Source organism: Nonomuraea sp. NPDC050556, assembly GCF_044457355.1.
Classification (GTDB): domain Bacteria; phylum Actinomycetota; class Actinomycetes; order Streptosporangiales; family Streptosporangiaceae; genus Nonomuraea.
The window spans coordinates 264,292-279,736 of the sequence record NZ_JBITGU010000004.1 but is presented as its reverse complement, the minus strand read 5'-3'; the positions used below and the strand labels follow the sequence as shown (position 1 = coordinate 279,736).

The following is a 15,445-nucleotide window of genomic DNA, read 5'->3' as shown; positions in this document are numbered from 1 at the left end:
AGCACAAGGCCACACGCCGCCGGGCGGGCGGGGCCCGACGCGCGTCGGGCGTGGGCCGATCGCTGGGCGCGCGCCACTCGTCAGGGGCACGGCCCTGGCTGGGTCTTCGCCGCTCGTCAGGACGCGGGCCCTCGCCCTCGGCTAGACCTGCGCCGCTCGTCAGGACGCGGGCCCTCGCCCTCGGCTAGACCTGCGCCGCTCGTCAGGACGCGGGCCCTCGCCCTCGGCTAGACCTGCGCCACTCGTCAGGGCGTGAGCCCCTTGGCTGGGCGCGTGCCGTAATAATGCGGACATTGCCCCTGGTGTCGCGGGCACGACAAAAAGGGGTCGAACCGTGGGTTCGGCCCCTTCTGTGGTGGAGGTCAGGTTACGAGGTGACCATGACGGCGAGTCCGATGAGGACGATAACCGGGACCAGCCAGACCACGGCTTCGGCGGCGAACTCCTTGTACATCGTGCAGATCTCCCTCAGAACGCCCGAACCCGGGCCGTGGAAACGTCACTGCGCAGCATAGCCGCCCTCGCCCCCTGCCATGCGCTTACGCGGACCCGCCAGCGACTCCTCCGCCATCAACGCGGGCAACCACGGAGCCAGCTCGTCGATCACCGTCTGCACCTCGGGAAGGTCTCCCAACCGCGCGGTCCAGGCGTGCAGCACCTCGGGCATCGCCTCGATGGCCGCGTCGCTCAGGATCGCCTCTCTGGGCAGCCATGAGGTGACAAACGATGACACGCGCTCCGGGCTCCACCAGAGTGGGCGCTCGCCCACGAACTCCACGAGCTTCCCGAACGCCTCCTCGGCCCCAGGCACCTCAGGCAGGTCGAGCTGGAGATCCGGTACGGCGTGCCGTACAGGGTCAGGGACGGAACGGGTCCTGGCGAGTACGGCGGCGCGCTCGGTGTGCAGCGTCTCCGCCACGGGTGCGCCGAGGACGCCATCCGTGAGCTCGAACGCGTCGAGGATCCGCCCCGCGACCGCGTCCGGGCTCGCCGGGGGCAGGTCGAGGTCGTGGAGGAAGGCGGGTTCCTCGACGGCGGCGTCGACCGCGTAGCCGCCGTTGACCTGGTCGATGGCCACGACGACGAGGTGGGGCTCGTTGCCGTCGGTGTAGCGGAAGGAGAGGACGGCGAGAAGTTGCTCGCCGTACGGGTCGGCTTTGCCGTACCAGGCGCCGTCGCAGGCGACCTGGCCGATCATCGCGGTCCAGGAGTCGTCGCCGACGACATCCCGCGTACTCGTCGCACCCGTGTTGGTGACTCCCGGCGTGCTTGTCGTGCCCGCGCTCACGACATCGCCTGCGTTGGTGAGGTCCGGCGTGCTCGCCGCGCCCGCGTTCACGACATCGCCCGTGTTGGCGACGTCCGGCGTGCTCATCGCGCCCAGGTTGGTGACGTCCGGCGTGCTCGCCGTGCCCGCGTTCACGACATCTGGCGTGCTCGTCGCGCCCGTGCTGGTGGCATCTGGCGTGCTTGTCGCGCCCGTGCTGGCGGCCGGTTCTGGGGGAGTGGGAGGGGTGGTGAGCGTGGCGGCGGTGCGGGCGATCTCCTCAGGAGCGCCGACCACGGCGAGAGCTGCGAGGATCAGGCGAGCTTCCTGCCCACCGTCATCGGCAAGCTTCGCGAGGAAGGCCTCGCCTTCCTCGGCGTCGTCGGGGAACCATTGGGCGGTCAGCCTCCCCGCCGACAGCTCCGCCCGCAGTGGCGAACGCCATCGCAGCAGGTCACGCGCCTGGTTGATCGCCGCCGCGTAGGTGCCCATCGGCCTCTTCTTCGCACTCACCCCTCGACCGTACCCGGTCACCTTCCCGATCTACGTGCCGCACGCCAGGCGACGTCTCTCCGGACACGACCAAAACGAGGCGCACCACCACACGACCCCATGAAGGAAGAGGTGCACTGACGAGCCTCAATCCGCCGCCCCGCCACGCGCCCCATCGTCAGACGGGTTGGGACGCTCGCCGACCGGGTTGCACCCGCCGCTCCGCCACGCGCCCCATCGTCAGGTGGGTTGGGACGCTCGCCGACCGGGTTGTACCCGCCGCCGCGCTCGCCGACCGGGCTGCACCCGCCGCCCCGCTACACGCCCCATAGTCAGGTGGGTTGCGACGCTCGCCGACCGGGCTGCACCCGTCGCCGCGCAAGGCCTCCAGGCGCCCGCTGGTTGCGACTCCCCCGGAGGGGCCCGCACGCTGTTTCGGCGTGCGGGCGGCAGTTGCGTGGGGTGGGGTTACGCGTTGTCGTCGAGGAGGCCTGCCTTGCGTAGGGCTTCGGCGATGGCGCCCGTGGGTGCGGGGCGTCGCTGGCCGCCGTCGCGCTGGCCGCGGCGGTCGGTGTCGCGCTGTCCGCCGCGCTGGCCGCCGTCGCCGCGGCCGCCACCGGTCTGGCCGCCGGACCCACGCTGGCCGTCCGACCCGCGCTGGCCGTCGCGGCCGCCGGTCCCTCGCTGGCCGCCGGAGCCGCGCTCACCGTCGCGGCCTCCCGCGCCTCGCTGGCTGTCGCGGCCTCCCGCGCCTCGCTGGCCGTCGCCGCCGTTTGAGCTGCGCTGGTTGTCGCGGTTGCCTGGGCCGCCGCGCTGGTTCCCGGGGCCGCCGCGCTGGCCGCCGGGGCCGCCTGCGGTGCTCCGGCCGCCCGCAGTGCTTGGGGTGCCACCTGTGCTCGGGGTGCCTGCTGTGCCCGGGGTTGCTTGGGCGTCTGCGGTGGTGGTGCCGCGGGGGCCGCCCTGGTTGCTCGTGGCGCTGCCCTGAGTGGCGGCGCCCGAGGGCCGGTTGCGCTGGTTGTTGCGCTGGCCTGGGCCGTTGCGGGGGCCGGAGGCGTCGGCGGTGGCCTCGTCGTCCAGGCGCAACGTCAGCGAGATGCGCTTGCGGGGAATGTCCACGTCCAGCACCTTGACGCGGACGATGTCCCCAGGCTTCACCACGTCCCGCGGGTCCTTCACGAAGGTGCGCGACATCGCCGACACGTGCACCAGACCGTCCTGGTGCACGCCGACGTCCACGAACGCGCCGAACGCCGCCACGTTCGTGACCACGCCCTCCAGGATCATCCCCGACGCCAGGTCGGACAGCTTCTCCACGCCCTCCTTGAAGGTCGCCGTCTTGAAGGCCGGGCGCGGGTCACGGCCCGGCTTCTCCAGCTCGCGCAGGATGTCGGTGACCGTCGGCAACCCGAACGTGTCGTCCACGAAGTCGGCGGGCCTGATGGAGCGCAGCGCCGCCGTGTTGCCGATCAGCGTCTTGAGGTCCGTCTGCGCCACCCCCAGCATGCGCCGCACGACCGGATACGCCTCCGGGTGCACGCTGGACGCGTCGAGCGGGTCGTCGCCGTCCGGGATGCGCAGGAAGCCCGCGCACTGCTCGAAGGCCTTGGGCCCGAGCCGCGCCACCTCCTTCAGCGACGTGCGCGACCGGAACGGCCCGTTGGCGTCGCGGTGCTGCACGATGTTGTCGGCCAGCGTCGACCCGATGCCGGACACCCGGGTGAGCAGCGGCGCCGAAGCGGTGTTGACGTCGACGCCCACGGCGTTCACGCAGTCCTCGACCACCGCGTCGAGCGAGCGTGACAGCTTCGACTCCGACAGGTCGTGCTGGTACTGCCCGACGCCGATCGACTTGGGGTCGATCTTGACGAGCTCGGCCAGCGGGTCCTGCAGCCGCCGCGCGATGGAGACCGCGCCGCGCAGCGACACGTCGAGGTCGGGCAGCTCGGCCGAGGCGAAGGCGGAGGCGGAGTAGACGGACGCGCCGGCCTCGGACACCACGATCTTGGTGATCCCGGGCATGTGCTTGACCAGCTCACCGGCGAGCTTGTCGGTCTCGCGTGAGGCGGTGCCGTTGCCGATGGCGATCAGCTCGACGCCGTGCTTCTGGGCGAGCGCGCCGAGCACGGCCAGCGACTGGTCCCACTGCCGCTTGGGCTCGTGCGGGTAGATCGTGGCGGTTTCGACGACCTTGCCGGTCGCGTCGACGACCGCGACCTTCACGCCGGTGCGCAGGCCGGGGTCGAGGCCCATGGTGGCGCGGGTGCCGGCGGGCGCGGCGAGCAGCAGGTCGCGCAGGTTGGCGGCGAACACGCGCACCGCCTCCTCCTCGGCCGCCTGCCACAGCCGCATGCGCAGGTCGATGCCCAGGTGCACGAGGATGCGGGTGCGCCAGGCCCAGCGCACGGTCTCGGAGAGCCACTTGTCGGCGGGACGCCCCTGGTCGGAGACGCCGAACTTCGCCGCGATGCGCAGCTCGTACTCCGGCCCCTCCTCTGGCTCCAGCGAGACGGAGAGGATCTCCTCCTTCTCGCCGCGGAACATCGCCAGGATCCGGTGCGAGGGCAGCTTGGTGAACGGCTCGGCGAAGTCGAAGTAGTCGGAGAACTTGGCCCCGGCCTCCTCCTTGCCCTCGCGCACCCGGGCGGCCAGCTGCCCGTTGCTCCACATGCGCTCGCGCAGCGACCCGATCAGGTCGGCGTCCTCGGCGAAGCGCTCGATGAGGATGGCGCGGGCGCCCTCGAGGGCGGCTGCCGCGTCGGCCAGGCCCTCCACGACGTACGGCGCCGCCGTACCGGCAGGGTCGAGGGTCGGGTCGGCGAGCAGCGCATCGGCCAGCGGCTCCAGCCCCAGCTCGCGCGCGATCATGGCCTTGGTGCGGCGCTTGGGTTTGAAGGGGAGGTAGATGTCCTCGAGCCTGGCCTTGGAGTCAGCCGCCTCGATCTGGGCGCGCAGCTCGTCGGTGAGCTTGCCCTGCGACTCCACGGACTCCAGGATCGCGGCGCGCCGCTCCTCCAGCTCGCGGAGGTAACGCAGGCGCTCCTCCAGCGTGCGCAGCTGCGCGTCGTCGAGGGCCCCGGTCACCTCCTTGCGGTAACGGGCGATGAACGGCACGGTCGAGCCGCTGTCGAGCAGGTCGACGGCAGAGCGCACCTGCCCCTCGCGCACGCCCAGCTCTTCCGCGATCCGCTGGTCAATAGAGAGCACTGCTCCGCCTTTCAGAGGTTCCGCGGGGTCAATTGTGCAGGACAAGGCCGCTCTTCATGACCAGAGTTCGTGAGGGGTGGGTCACCACGGCCTCAGCCGCGGTGCTCGACGGGACGGCGACCAGGTCGGCCGCGCACCCGGCTGCGAGGCCGTATCCGGACAGGCCGAGCGCGCGGGCGCCGCCGTAGGTGGCCGCTTCGAGGGCGAGCTCGATGTCCTCGTCGCGCCTGAACGTGCTGCGGTAGGCCAGGTGCATCGCGCGCTCCAGCATGTCGCCGCTGCCGTACGGCCCCCACAGGTCGCGGATGCCGTCGTGGCCGCACGCGACGGTGACCCCCGCGGCGCGCATCCGCTTCACCGGGGGCACGGGAAAGCTGTAGACGGCGGCGGTGGCCAGCGCGACCCCGGCGGCGGCCAGGCCCTGGGCCAGGCGGTCCTGCTGGGCCTCGTCGATCTGGCCGAGGGCGTAGGCGTGGCTGACCGTGACGCGGCCGCCGAGCCCGAGCGCGGCCGTACGCTCGATGATCAGCTCGAGCTCCCAGGCTCCCAACGAGCCGCCGTCGTGCAGGTGCAGGTCGAGGTGGGTGCCGTAGCGCCCGGCCAGCCCGAAGATCAGGTCGAGGTGGCGCACGGGGTCGCGGTCGATGCCCGCTGGATCGAGCCCGCCGATCGCGAAGACGCCGCTCTTGGCCGCCTCTTCGAGCAGCTCGAAGGTGCCGGGGTTGGTCAGCACGCCGTGTTGCGGGAAGGCGACCTGCTGCACCTCGACGGGGACGGTCTCCGCGGCGGACAGCACCGCCTCGATGCCGCGCAGCCCGACGGCGGGGTCGACGTCGGTGTGGGTGCGCACGTGGGTGGTGCCGAAGGAGCTCATCGTACGCAGCAGAGCGGTGATCCGCTCGACGCTGGGGACCCCGAGCTCGGCGCGCCTGCCCAGGTCGTTGCCTATGCGCCCGGCCAGGGTGTCGTCGGCGGAGTGCGGCACCCAGGCTCCGCCGTACAGCGTCTTGTCGAGGTGGCAGTGGGCCTCGACGAGGCCGGGCAGCAGGAGCTGCCCGGACACGTCGATCACCTGCGCGTCGCCCTGCGGGAGATCGGGACCGACCTGTTTGATCAGGCCGTCGCCGATGAGGAGGTCGGCGGGGGAGCCCAGGCCCCAGGGGCGGCCGCCACGGAGGAGGAGGTCGGTCATGCCGAGAACACTAGAGGGCCTGACCGACGATTTTCAGCGGGAGAACCAGGGGTTCCCGCCGAGCGACCAGACCGACACCTTGGTGACGCCGAGGCCCGCGATGAAGGCGATCTTCTGGTCGAGCGCCTTGCTGTCGACGTAGTCGTAGAGCTTGTTGCCGGAGATCCAGCGCATCTCGCCCGAGCTGGGATCCCTGGTCGCGTTCGCGAACCCCGGCTTGGTCTTCATGACCGAGTACGGGACGTTCGTCTGGATCTTGTCGGTGTTGCACCTGGCGGGCGCGATGTACCCGTAGGAGGGGATGCCGATGACCAGCTTGTCGGCGGGCACCCTCGACTTCGCGTACGCCACGAGCGTCCTGGTCCACTCGAACGGCTGGATGGGCAGGCACTTCGAGCCCGGCGTGGAGTCGTACTCCTCGTCGTAGGCCATCACGACCAGTTCGTCCACACCCGTGGCGACCGTGGCGGAATAGCTGAAGAAGTCGGCGTCCTCCAGCATCGCCGGGGCGTCGGCCTGGAGCTTCTTGCCCGCCGTGTGGAGGGCGGTGGCCAGCTCGCGCAGGAACGCCTCGTATCCCGACCTGTCGGCGGAGGTCCAGGACCAGAAGTCCTCGAAGTCCACGTCCACGCCGGTGAACCCGATCGCCTTGACCAGCGCGACCATCTTCGTCACCGCGGCCGTGCGCTTGGCCGGGGAGGTGACCAGCGCTCTGACCGTGGCGGTGTCCATCGCGGACACCGTGGCGTACTGCGCGGCCGACCACGCCTTCACGTCGGCCGCCGAGTCGGCGGTGTTGCACATCCCGGTGTGCTGGACCAGCGTGCCGTCCGGCTGGACGGCCCAGTACTCGGGCTTGAGCGTGCCGTTGAGCAGGCGGCCGTCGTGGTACTCGGACGGGCCGAGGCACTGCGGGTCGCCGGGGGATCCGGGGTAGAGCCACGCCTGGACCTGGGGGGTCACGGCGATCACGAGCGCCATGGCGGTTGTCAACACGAGGTGCTCCTCAGCTGGGGGGTGGTTTCGTCCGGCGGCCCGGTGAGGACGAGCTTCGACGTGAGGCGGTAGCGGTCGCCGCGGTAGATCGCCCTGGTGTACTCGAACAGCGCCCCGTGCTGGTCGCGGGTCACGCGCTCCAGCGACAGAACGGGAAAACCCGCTCCGATGCCCAGCAACGACGCCTGCACCGGGTCGGCGATCGTCGCCTCGTGGATCTGGTCGGCCTCGGTCGGCACCACGTCGTAGCGCTCGCGCAGCAACGCGTAGAAGGAGCCGGCCTCGACGTCCTCCCTGGTCAAGCCGGGTACGAGGGTGTTGGGCACGTGGATGGTCTCCAGCGCCATCGGCTCGTCGTCGACCAGGCGCTGCCTGGCGATGCGCAGGACGGGGGTGCCCGCCTCGACGCGCAGCCTGCTGCCGATGGCCGTTCCCGCGGGTACGACGGAGTGGTCCAGGACGCGGCTGGTCCACTTGCCCGGTGCTGCCGGGTAGGCGGCCAGGCCGGGCACCGGGCCGGTGACGAGCTGCTGGGCGATCTTCGGCGTGCCCACGAACACGCCGCGGCCGTGCTCGCGCACCAGCCAGCCGTCCCTGACCAGGTCGTCGACGACGGCCCGCAGGGTCGGCCTGGAGACCTCCAGCTCGGCGGCGAGTTGCCGCTCCGACGGGATGGCCTGGCCCACGGCTCTGGCTTCGATCAGCGCGATCAGGTGCTCCCTGATCTGGTCGCGTTTCCTCAGGCTCGCTGTCACGGTGGCACCGTCTCACACTGGTCAATCAGTGGTCAATATCTGCTCTATAGGCGAGGGCTCATCTCTTGACATAGCCGGAAATAACCCTCAGGCTCTGCGGCAATCACTGGTAAAGAAGTGGTAGGTCAGCTATGCCCCGCTACGCCGTACTCCTCGCCGCAGCCCTCCTGGCGACGGCCTGCACGTCGCCGACGACCTCGAAGAACGAGCTCGTCTTCTGGCACCCGCTGAAGGACCCGAACGAGCTCAAAGCCATCCAGGGCATCGTCGACAGGTTCAAGGCCGCTCATCCCGGCATCAACGTCAAGACCGTCTCGGCCCAGGACGCCGACAAGGTCACCCAGGCCATCCGCGGCGGCAACCCGCCCGACGTCGCGCTGTCGTTCAACGCCAACAGCGTCGGCGCCTGGTGCGCCACGGGCGCGTTCCAGGACCTGAACCCGCTGGTCAAGCGGGACAAGGTGGACCTGGAGCAGATCCCGGCGGCCGTGCGCTCCTACACCGAGTTCCGCGGCAAGCGCTGCGTGATGCCGCTGCTGGCCGACACGTTCGCGCTCTACTACAACAAGAAGCTCGTCAAGGAGCCGCCGAAGACCATGGAGGAGCTCGCCGAGCTCACCAAGCAGGTCACCCGGCGCAAGCCGGACGGCACCATCGAAGTAGCCGGATTCCTGCCCTATCTCGGTGCCTACCAGTCGGTCGCCGAGCACTTCACCCCCAGCTTCGGGGCGAAGTGGCTCAAGGACGACGGAACCTCCAACCTCGCCACGGATCCGGCGTTCGCCAAGATGCTCACCTGGCAGAAGGGCCTCGTCGACTGGTTCGGCGCGGACAAGTTGACGACGTTCAAGGCCGGGCTCGGCGACGAGTTCTCGGCGCAGCACGCCTTCGAGACCGGCAAGCTCGCCATGATGGTCGACGGTGAGTGGCGCACGTCGTTCATCAAGAACGACGGCTCCGGCGTGGACTACGGCACGGCGCCGATGCCCGCCGACCGCCCCGACCTCTACGGCGCCGGGGCGATCGGCGGCAACATCATCGGCATCCCGCGCGGCGCCGCCCACCCCGACCTGGCCTGGGAGTTCGTCAAGTTCGCCAGCACGGACACCGGCGCGCTCGTGGCCTTCGCCGACGCCATCCACAACGTGCCGACCACGCTGGCGGCGTTGAAGTCGCCCGAGCTCAAGCTGGCCAAGGACCCCCTGTTCAAGCCGTTCCTCGACGTGTTCAGCCACCCCGCCAGCTCGTCGCTGCCCGCCAGCGCGGACGGCGGCGCCTACCTGACCAACTTCGGGGCGTTCGCCGAGAAGTGGCAGCAGGGCCGGGTACCGGACCTCGCGGCGGGTCTCAAGGAGCTGGACGCGCAGAACGACACCGCGCTGAAGCTGGGCGGCTCGTAGATGCACCGGTTGTTCCTGACGCCGTGGCTGGCGGGCGTGGTGATCTTCTTCGCCTACCCGCTGGCCGCGACGGTCTACTTCTCCTTCACCGACTACACGATGCTCGACCGGCCCCACTTCGTGGGTCTGCTCAACTACGTGTACCTGTTCACCCAGGATCCCCACGTCTGGCAGGCCGTACGGAACACCGGATGGTTCCTGGCGGTCATGGTGCCGGCCCAGGTGCTGTTCGCCCTGGGGTGCGCGCTGGTACTGACGAGGATCAAGCGCGGCGCCGGTTTCTACCGCACGGTGTTCTACCTGCCCTCGCTCGCGCCGCCCGTGGCGGCGACCGTCGCGTTCGTGTTCCTGTTCAACCCGGCGACCGGGCCGGTCAACGGGGTGCTCGGGTGGTTGGGCGTGGAGGGGCCGCTGTGGTTCAGCGACCCGTCCTGGTCGAAGCCCGCGCTGGTGACGCTGGCGCTGTGGGGGAGCGGCAACGTCATGGTCATCCTGCTGGCAGCGCTGCTCGACGTGCCCAGGGAGCTGCACGAGGCGGCTTCCATCGACGGCGCCTCCTCCGCGCAGGCCTTCCGCAATGTGACGTTGCCCAGCATCGCCCCCGTCCTGCTCTTCTCCGTCGTCACCGGGATGATCCAGGCATTGCAGTACTTCACGCAGGCGGTCGTGGCCGGGTCGGTGGCGAGCGGCAGCGCCGACATCACCGCGTCGGCGCAGGCTCCGGGCTTTCCCGACGGGTCGACGCTGACCTTTCCCTACTGGCTCTACGTGCAGGGGTTCCAGCGCTTCAACATGGGTTACGCCTGCTCGCTGGCCGTCCTGCTCTTCGTCGTCTCGCTGGGCTTCACCGCCGTCATGCTCAGGAGGGCGCGATGATCCTGCGCAGGATCGCCGACCACTCGATCGCGATCGCGCTGGCTCTGGCGTTCGTCGGGCCGCTCGCGTTCATCGTGCTCACCGCGCTGATGTCGGACCGGCAGGCGCTCACCTCGGCGCTGTGGCCCTCGCCGTTTGAGTGGACGAACCTGGTCGAGGTCTTCAGCCGGGCACCTGTCCTGCGATGGCTGGGCAACACCCTCGTTTACGCCGTTCTCGTGACGGTCTTCACGGTCGTGTCCAGCGTGCCGGCGGCCTACGCGCTGGCCCGCTTCCGGTTCCGCGGGCGTAAGGCGGCTTTCCTCCTGGTCGTGGCGATGATGTTGCTGCCGCCTCAGGTGTTGATCGTCCCCGTCTACCTCATCTGGGCGCAGTTGCACCTGACCGGGACGATCTGGCCGCTCGTGCTCCCGGCCCTCTGCGGCGACGCCTTTGCGATCTTCCTGCTGCGGCAGTTCTTGCTGACCATTCCGGAGGAGTACGCACAAGCGGCGCGGATCGACGGATGCGGGGAGATCCGGGTACTGCTGCGCGTCATCCTGCCGATGATTCGTCCTGCTGTCGCGGCTGTCTCCCTCTTCACGTTCTTCTATGCGTGGAACGACTACTACGGCCCCTTGGTCTACACGGGCGAAGTCGCCGAGAACTGGACGCTCTCGCTCGGACTGGCCTCCTTCAAGACGGTCCACTCGGTGCAGTGGAACCTCACCATGGCGGCGACGCTGCTCGTCATGGCGCCGCTCATCGCGGTCTTCTTCTTCGCGCAGAAAGCCTTCATCGAAGGCGTGACACTCACTGGAGTTAAGGGTTGAAACTCACGGTTGTCGGGGGCGGCTCCACCTATACGCCGGAGCTGGTCGACGGTTTCGCGCGGCTGGGGTTTCCGGTCGCGGAGCTCGCACTGGTAGATCCCGATATTTCACGACTGGAGGTGATTGGCGGGCTCTCGTCGAGGATCCTGCAGAGGTACGGTCACCCGGGCCAGGTCCGGACTTATCAGGACCTGGACGCCGGGATTGAGGGGGCTTCCGCCGTACTCCTCCAGCTTCGCGTCGGCGGGCAGGCGGCGCGGCACGTAGACGAGACGCTGCCCCTTTCGTGCGGATGCGTCGGGCAGGAGACCACCGGCGCGGGCGGGCTCGCCAAGGCGCTGCGCACGGTCCCCGTGGTGCTCGACATCGCCGACAGGGTCGAACGGCTCGCGCCCAAGGCGTGGATCGTCGACTTCACCAACCCCGTCGGAATCGTCACCCGCGCGCTGCTCGACGCCGGGCACCGGGCGGTGGGGCTGTGCAACGTGGCGATCGGGCTGCAGCGGACGTTCGCCTCATGGCTGGACGTCGCTCCCTCGCGGCTCTCGCTCGACCATGTCGGGCTGAACCACCTCACCTGGGAGCGAGCCGTACATCTGGACGGGGTGGACGTGCTGCCGCGCCTGCTCGCGTCCCATGGCGAGGCGCTGGCGGCGCGGGTCAAGATCCCGGTGGAGCTGTTGCGGCGGCTCGGGGTGGTTCCTTCCTATTACCTGCGGTACTTCTACGCGCACGACCAGGTGGTCGCCGAGCAGCTGGCCGAGGGGTCGCGGGCCGAGCGGGTGGCGGAGATCGAGCAGGAGTTGCTCGACCTCTACGCCGACCCCGCGCTGGTCACCAAGCCCGCTCTGCTGGACGAGCGGGGTGGGGCGTTCTACTCCGAGGCCGCCGTGAACCTCGTGGCCTCGCTGACCGACGATCGGGGAGACGTTCAGGTCGTCAACATCCGTAACCAGGGCACTCTGCCGTTCCTGCCGCCCGAGGCGGTCATCGAGGTGCCTGCCACGGTTGGTGCGCTCGGGGCGGTTCCTGTGGAGGTTGCTCCGGTCTCGCCGCTGTATGCGGGGTTGATCGGGCATGTGTCGGCCTACGAGACGCTTGCGGTGGATGCGGCGTTGCGTGGGGGGATCTCGCGGGTGGAGGACGCTTTGCTCGCGCATCCGCTGGTCGGGCAGGCGGATGTGGCTGTACGGCTGGCCGGGGCGCTGGTCGCCGCGAACCGGGAGTATCTGCCATGGGCGTGACGTATGCGCTCGTCGTGGACGGGGGGAACAGTAAGACCGACGTGGCGTTGGTGTCGTCTCTTGGTGAGGTGGTGGGGTCTGTCCGGGGGCCGGGCTTTCGTCCGCAGGTGACCGGAGTGGAGGGCGCTCTGGGGATGCTGGACTCGCTGGTCGGATTCGTGGACCGTCCTGTGGCGCACGTGGCGGCGTTTCTGGCGGGGGCGGATCTTCCTGAGGAGGAGGCTGCGCTGGCGTCGGCGGTCGCTTCGCGCGGGTGGGCGTCTTCCGTCTTTGTAGCGAACGACACCTTTGCAGTGCTTCGTGCGGGTACAGCTTCTTTGCCCGGGGTGGCCGTGGTGTGTGGGACTGGCATCAACTGCGTGGGGGTGGGGCTGGGAGGGGAGCAGTTCCGGTTCCCGGCATTGGGGGCGATCTCGGGGGATTGGGGAGGTGGGGCGGACGTGGGGGCGGCGGCGTTGTGGCACGCTGCTCGCTGTGCTGACGGGCGGGGGCCTTGGACGGAGCTGGCGGTGTTGGTTCCTGGGCACTTCGGCCTGGAGTCGGTGGCGTCGGTGACCCGGGCTGTCCACGTGGGCGAGATCCCTTATCTGCGGCTACGGGAACTGGCGCCGTTGGTGCTGGGGCTGGCTGACGAGGTGGCGGAATCGATCGTCGACCGGTTGGCGGGGGAGATCGTCGCGATGGCTGGGGCGGCGTTGAGCGCTTTGAACCTGACGGACTGCGAGGTGGTGCTGGGCGGCGGCATCCTGGCGGCCGCACCCCCTGGCCTCCTCGATCCGATCCGCGCAGGCCTCCCTGCGTCTGTGCGCCCCGTGGTGGTCAGCGCCCCACCGTTGCTGGGCGCCGGGCTGGCTGGGCTGGACGCGCTGGGGGCGGGGCCGGAGGCGTATGCGCGATTGCGCGGCTATTGGGCGGGGTCGGGGACTACACAGGGGGAGGTGGCGGCAAGGTAGAGGTTGTCCCCTTCCGCCCACACCAACGCCAAGGTGTAACCGTCGGGCGTGGACTTGCCGCCGATGCTCGGATGCCCCACCTCGAACCCGCCGGTAGAGGTGATGGCGTGCCCTTGCTGGCGCCAGTAGGTCTTCACCTGCTGGGCCACTGCCATCATGCGCGACTTCGGGATGCCACGCAGCCAGTAGGCCCGGCTGATCGCCGTCGTCTCCGGCAGCCCCTCCTCCGTGTATGAGCAGGGGTTCGGAACTGCCGAGAAGGCAAGTGCTTCGAGACGGGGGGCCGGGTCGACGGCGGCGGCGGTCTGTCGGATGAGCTCGTCCACTCGGGCCGTGGCCTGCGTTTGGTTCAAGGTCGCTCCCGGGGTGCATGCGGCCAGAAGTATGAGCATCGGCACGATGAATCGGCTGACTGTCATTTCTTGGGCCCAAGGAATTCCGGCATCAGAAGCTGCGGTTGGACGCGGGTCTCCGGGGCTTCGAGCTCGGCGTAGTGCTGAGTGACTATGCGGCCCATGTTGCGAAGCGAGGAGGAGTGCATCTCCCAGTACATCGAGTGGGCCTCCTGGAGCAAGTGGCGGCCCACTGGGAAATGTTGGGCGCCGAAGTCTGGGGCGCCGGGGTCGCGGGTGAAGCGGCCCAGCATCGCCACCGGGTCATTACGGTCCTCACCCACCCACACGTGCTCAGCACCGATTCCCAGATCCTTGGCGTGGTCCACGCCCACCCCCGGGCTGCCTACGAAGATGAGGTCGTCGGCCAACCTGCCTGGACGGAGCAACGCGGCCTTCCCCGTAACCAACGAGCCATAACTGTGGCCCAGGATGACGGTGCGGGACTCCGCTGAAGGCTGGTGGGCGGCGCGAAGGCCGTCGGTGAAGGCGGCCAGTTCCACGCCACCCCGTTCGGCAGGTGCGTCGCCTATCACGGACGCTCCCTGGGTGAAGGTTCCCGACAGTTGTGGGGGGTCGTAGCCCAGCCAGGCAACAGAGGCCACGGCGCGGGAGCCCGCCGTGGCCTGGGACTGCTGCCACAACACCCGCGCCCGGTCGATGTCCCCCGCGAACCCGGCCAGCTTCGTGTTCAGGCCGGGGACATACGTGACGGTGATGTCGGCGGCGTCGGGGTCGCCCCAGGAGACGGCGAGTCGGCCGGTGCCGTTGAGGTCGAAGGCGAGCAGGAGGGCGGGCGGGTGGCCGGCCGTGCCTCCCACGGCCAACGCCCGTTCGATCATGGCGATGTTGCGCAACAAGCCCGACAAACGGCTGGATGCGGCCAGAGTGCCAGGTGGAGCGAGGGCGGACAGCTCTGCGGTGATGTCGGCGAAGGTCAACCCGGTCAGCTCGGCCTCCAGCCGCGACTTCTCCGCAGCCAGCAAGTGGCGGTTGGCGCGGTCGCGGACCGTGGCGGGCAGGCCGTTCAAGGAGCCGAAGCCGGCGAGCTGGACCAGCCGTTCCTGCGCGTCAACGCTGAGCCTGTGCCACCACGCGTTGACGCGCGACGGTAGTGAGGCGTCCCGCGAGGCCAGGAGGTCGGCCAGGGCGGCGGGGGAGCCCGAGGCCAGCTGCGCCAGCAACGCGTCCGGGTCGCCGGGCGCGACGAAGGCGGCGAACAGGCCGAACGCCGCGTCGTCGGACGGGATCCACCCCTCGGAAGAAGCCAGCCGCGCCACGCGCCGCCGCAGGTCGGGGACCTGCATCGCGGCCCACTCCCCGGCCCTGGCGATCGTCCAGCCGGGCGAGGCGGGCAGCCCGAGCCCGGCGAGTTCGGCGCGCACCCGCGAGCCGAGCGCGCCCAGTCGCGTCGAGGCGTTGGCGAGGTGGGTGATGAGGGTGTCCATGGCGCGTACGTCGATGCCGCGGAAGGGGCCGTGGGTCGGCGCGGACACCGGGACCTGGGTGTTCACGTTCGGCGGTGACACCGCGGCACCGCCCTGCCGTACGACGGCCTGGGCCAGGGACGAGAGCGCGACCTGCAGCGCCGACTGGAGCGAGGCGCGCTGCGTGGCCAGCGAGGCGGCGAAGTGCGGCGCGCCGCCGCCCACCCAGGCCTGCGCGGCCATGACGCGGGTCGCGGTGTCGAGGTCGGCGTGGTGTTCTGCGGCGAGCGAGGAGACTCGGCCGAACGCCTCACGGGCATCGGACATGGTGCCGCCAGGATGGCAGCAGAAACACCGATCCCATCAACGAACGGGGAAACGCCCCACTAGCGCAAACAGCGCGGCATGTGCTTGGTTTTGTCGCCATATGAATAT

12 protein-coding genes are annotated in these 15,445 nt (G+C 69.9%); 5 read left to right on the top strand and 7 right to left on the bottom strand.

Features of this window, described 5'->3' with window-relative positions; translation table 11 throughout:
- Positions 1-499: 499 nt before the first annotated feature.
- The 5 genes from ACIBG8_RS38390 to ACIBG8_RS38370 form a co-directional block, all read right to left on the bottom strand.
- Positions 500-1,780 (bottom strand): hypothetical protein, encoded by a 1,281-nt coding sequence (locus ACIBG8_RS38390; protein WP_397348113.1) that lies wholly within the window; start codon positions 1,778-1,780, stop codon positions 500-502.
- A 447-nt stretch (positions 1,781-2,227) separates the two neighbouring features.
- Complete coding sequence (locus ACIBG8_RS38385; RefSeq protein WP_397348112.1) at positions 2,228-4,963, bottom strand: Tex family protein; 2,736 nt, start codon at positions 4,961-4,963, stop codon at positions 2,228-2,230.
- A gap of 28 nt (positions 4,964-4,991) precedes the next feature.
- Entirely contained in the window at positions 4,992-6,155 is a 1,164-nt protein-coding gene (locus tag ACIBG8_RS38380; protein ID WP_397348111.1) for an amidohydrolase, read from the bottom strand.
- Between the two features lie 33 nt (positions 6,156-6,188).
- A complete protein-coding gene (locus tag ACIBG8_RS38375; RefSeq protein ID WP_397348110.1) occupies positions 6,189-7,151 on the bottom strand; it encodes a glycosyl hydrolase family 18 protein in 963 nt (320 codons plus the stop codon).
- Positions 7,145-7,906, bottom strand: a complete 762-nt coding sequence (locus ACIBG8_RS38370) for a GntR family transcriptional regulator (RefSeq protein ID WP_397348109.1) — start codon at positions 7,904-7,906, stop codon at positions 7,145-7,147. Before ACIBG8_RS38370 ends, ACIBG8_RS38375 begins: the two co-directional genes overlap by 7 nt.
- Positions 7,907-8,037: 131 nt before the next feature.
- On the opposite strand from ACIBG8_RS38370, the gene ACIBG8_RS38365 reads away from it, so the two are divergent.
- From ACIBG8_RS38365 to ACIBG8_RS38345, 5 genes are read left to right on the top strand one after another with little or no spacing between them, the layout of a single operon-like run.
- On the top strand, positions 8,038-9,306 hold the full coding sequence (locus ACIBG8_RS38365; protein ID WP_397348108.1) for an ABC transporter substrate-binding protein: 1,269 nt from the start codon (positions 8,038-8,040) through the stop codon (positions 9,304-9,306).
- On the top strand, positions 9,307-10,182 hold the full coding sequence (locus ACIBG8_RS38360) for a carbohydrate ABC transporter permease (protein ID WP_397348107.1): 876 nt from the start codon (positions 9,307-9,309) through the stop codon (positions 10,180-10,182).
- Positions 10,179-10,994 (top strand): carbohydrate ABC transporter permease, encoded by an 816-nt coding sequence (locus ACIBG8_RS38355; RefSeq protein ID WP_397348106.1) that lies wholly within the window; start codon positions 10,179-10,181, stop codon positions 10,992-10,994. The genes ACIBG8_RS38360 and ACIBG8_RS38355 overlap by 4 nt, the downstream gene beginning before the upstream one ends.
- Positions 10,991-12,238 carry a 6-phospho-beta-glucosidase gene (locus tag ACIBG8_RS38350; protein WP_397348105.1) on the top strand — a complete coding sequence of 416 codons (1,248 nt, stop codon included), beginning with the start codon at positions 10,991-10,993 and terminating at the stop codon, positions 12,236-12,238. The genes ACIBG8_RS38355 and ACIBG8_RS38350 overlap by 4 nt, the downstream gene beginning before the upstream one ends.
- Complete coding sequence (locus ACIBG8_RS38345) at positions 12,229-13,191, top strand: N-acetylglucosamine kinase (RefSeq protein ID WP_397348104.1); 963 nt, start codon at positions 12,229-12,231, stop codon at positions 13,189-13,191. Before ACIBG8_RS38350 ends, ACIBG8_RS38345 begins: the two co-directional genes overlap by 10 nt.
- Here ACIBG8_RS38345 and ACIBG8_RS38340 read toward each other — a convergent pair.
- Both ACIBG8_RS38340 and ACIBG8_RS38335 read right to left on the bottom strand, forming a co-directional pair.
- A complete protein-coding gene (locus ACIBG8_RS38340; protein WP_397348103.1) occupies positions 13,143-13,544 on the bottom strand; it encodes a hypothetical protein in 402 nt (133 codons plus the stop codon). The two genes, ACIBG8_RS38345 and ACIBG8_RS38340, sit on opposite strands and share 49 nt — an antisense overlap.
- Positions 13,545-13,606: 62 nt before the next feature.
- Positions 13,607-15,337, bottom strand: a complete 1,731-nt coding sequence (locus ACIBG8_RS38335) for an alpha/beta hydrolase (RefSeq protein ID WP_397348102.1) — start codon at positions 15,335-15,337, stop codon at positions 13,607-13,609.
- Positions 15,338-15,445 lie beyond the last annotated feature (108 nt).

What these genes read in the sequence shown, in the direction of transcription:
- ACIBG8_RS38355 (WP_397348106.1), top strand. Translation starts at nt 10,179, where the DNA reads ATGATCCTGCGCAGGATCGCCGACCACTCGATCGCGATCGCGCTGGCT.
- ACIBG8_RS38360 (WP_397348107.1), top strand. Translation starts at nt 9,307, where the DNA reads ATGCACCGGTTGTTCCTGACGCCGTGGCTGGCGGGCGTGGTGATCTTC.
- ACIBG8_RS38335 (WP_397348102.1), bottom strand. Translation starts at nt 15,337, where the DNA reads ATGTCCGATGCCCGTGAGGCGTTCGGCCGAGTCTCCTCGCTCGCCGCA.
- ACIBG8_RS38345 (WP_397348104.1), top strand. Translation starts at nt 12,229, where the DNA reads ATGGGCGTGACGTATGCGCTCGTCGTGGACGGGGGGAACAGTAAGACC.
- ACIBG8_RS38380 (WP_397348111.1), bottom strand. Translation starts at nt 6,155, where the DNA reads ATGACCGACCTCCTCCTCCGTGGCGGCCGCCCCTGGGGCCTGGGCTCC.
- ACIBG8_RS38365 (WP_397348108.1), top strand. Translation starts at nt 8,038, where the DNA reads ATGCCCCGCTACGCCGTACTCCTCGCCGCAGCCCTCCTGGCGACGGCC.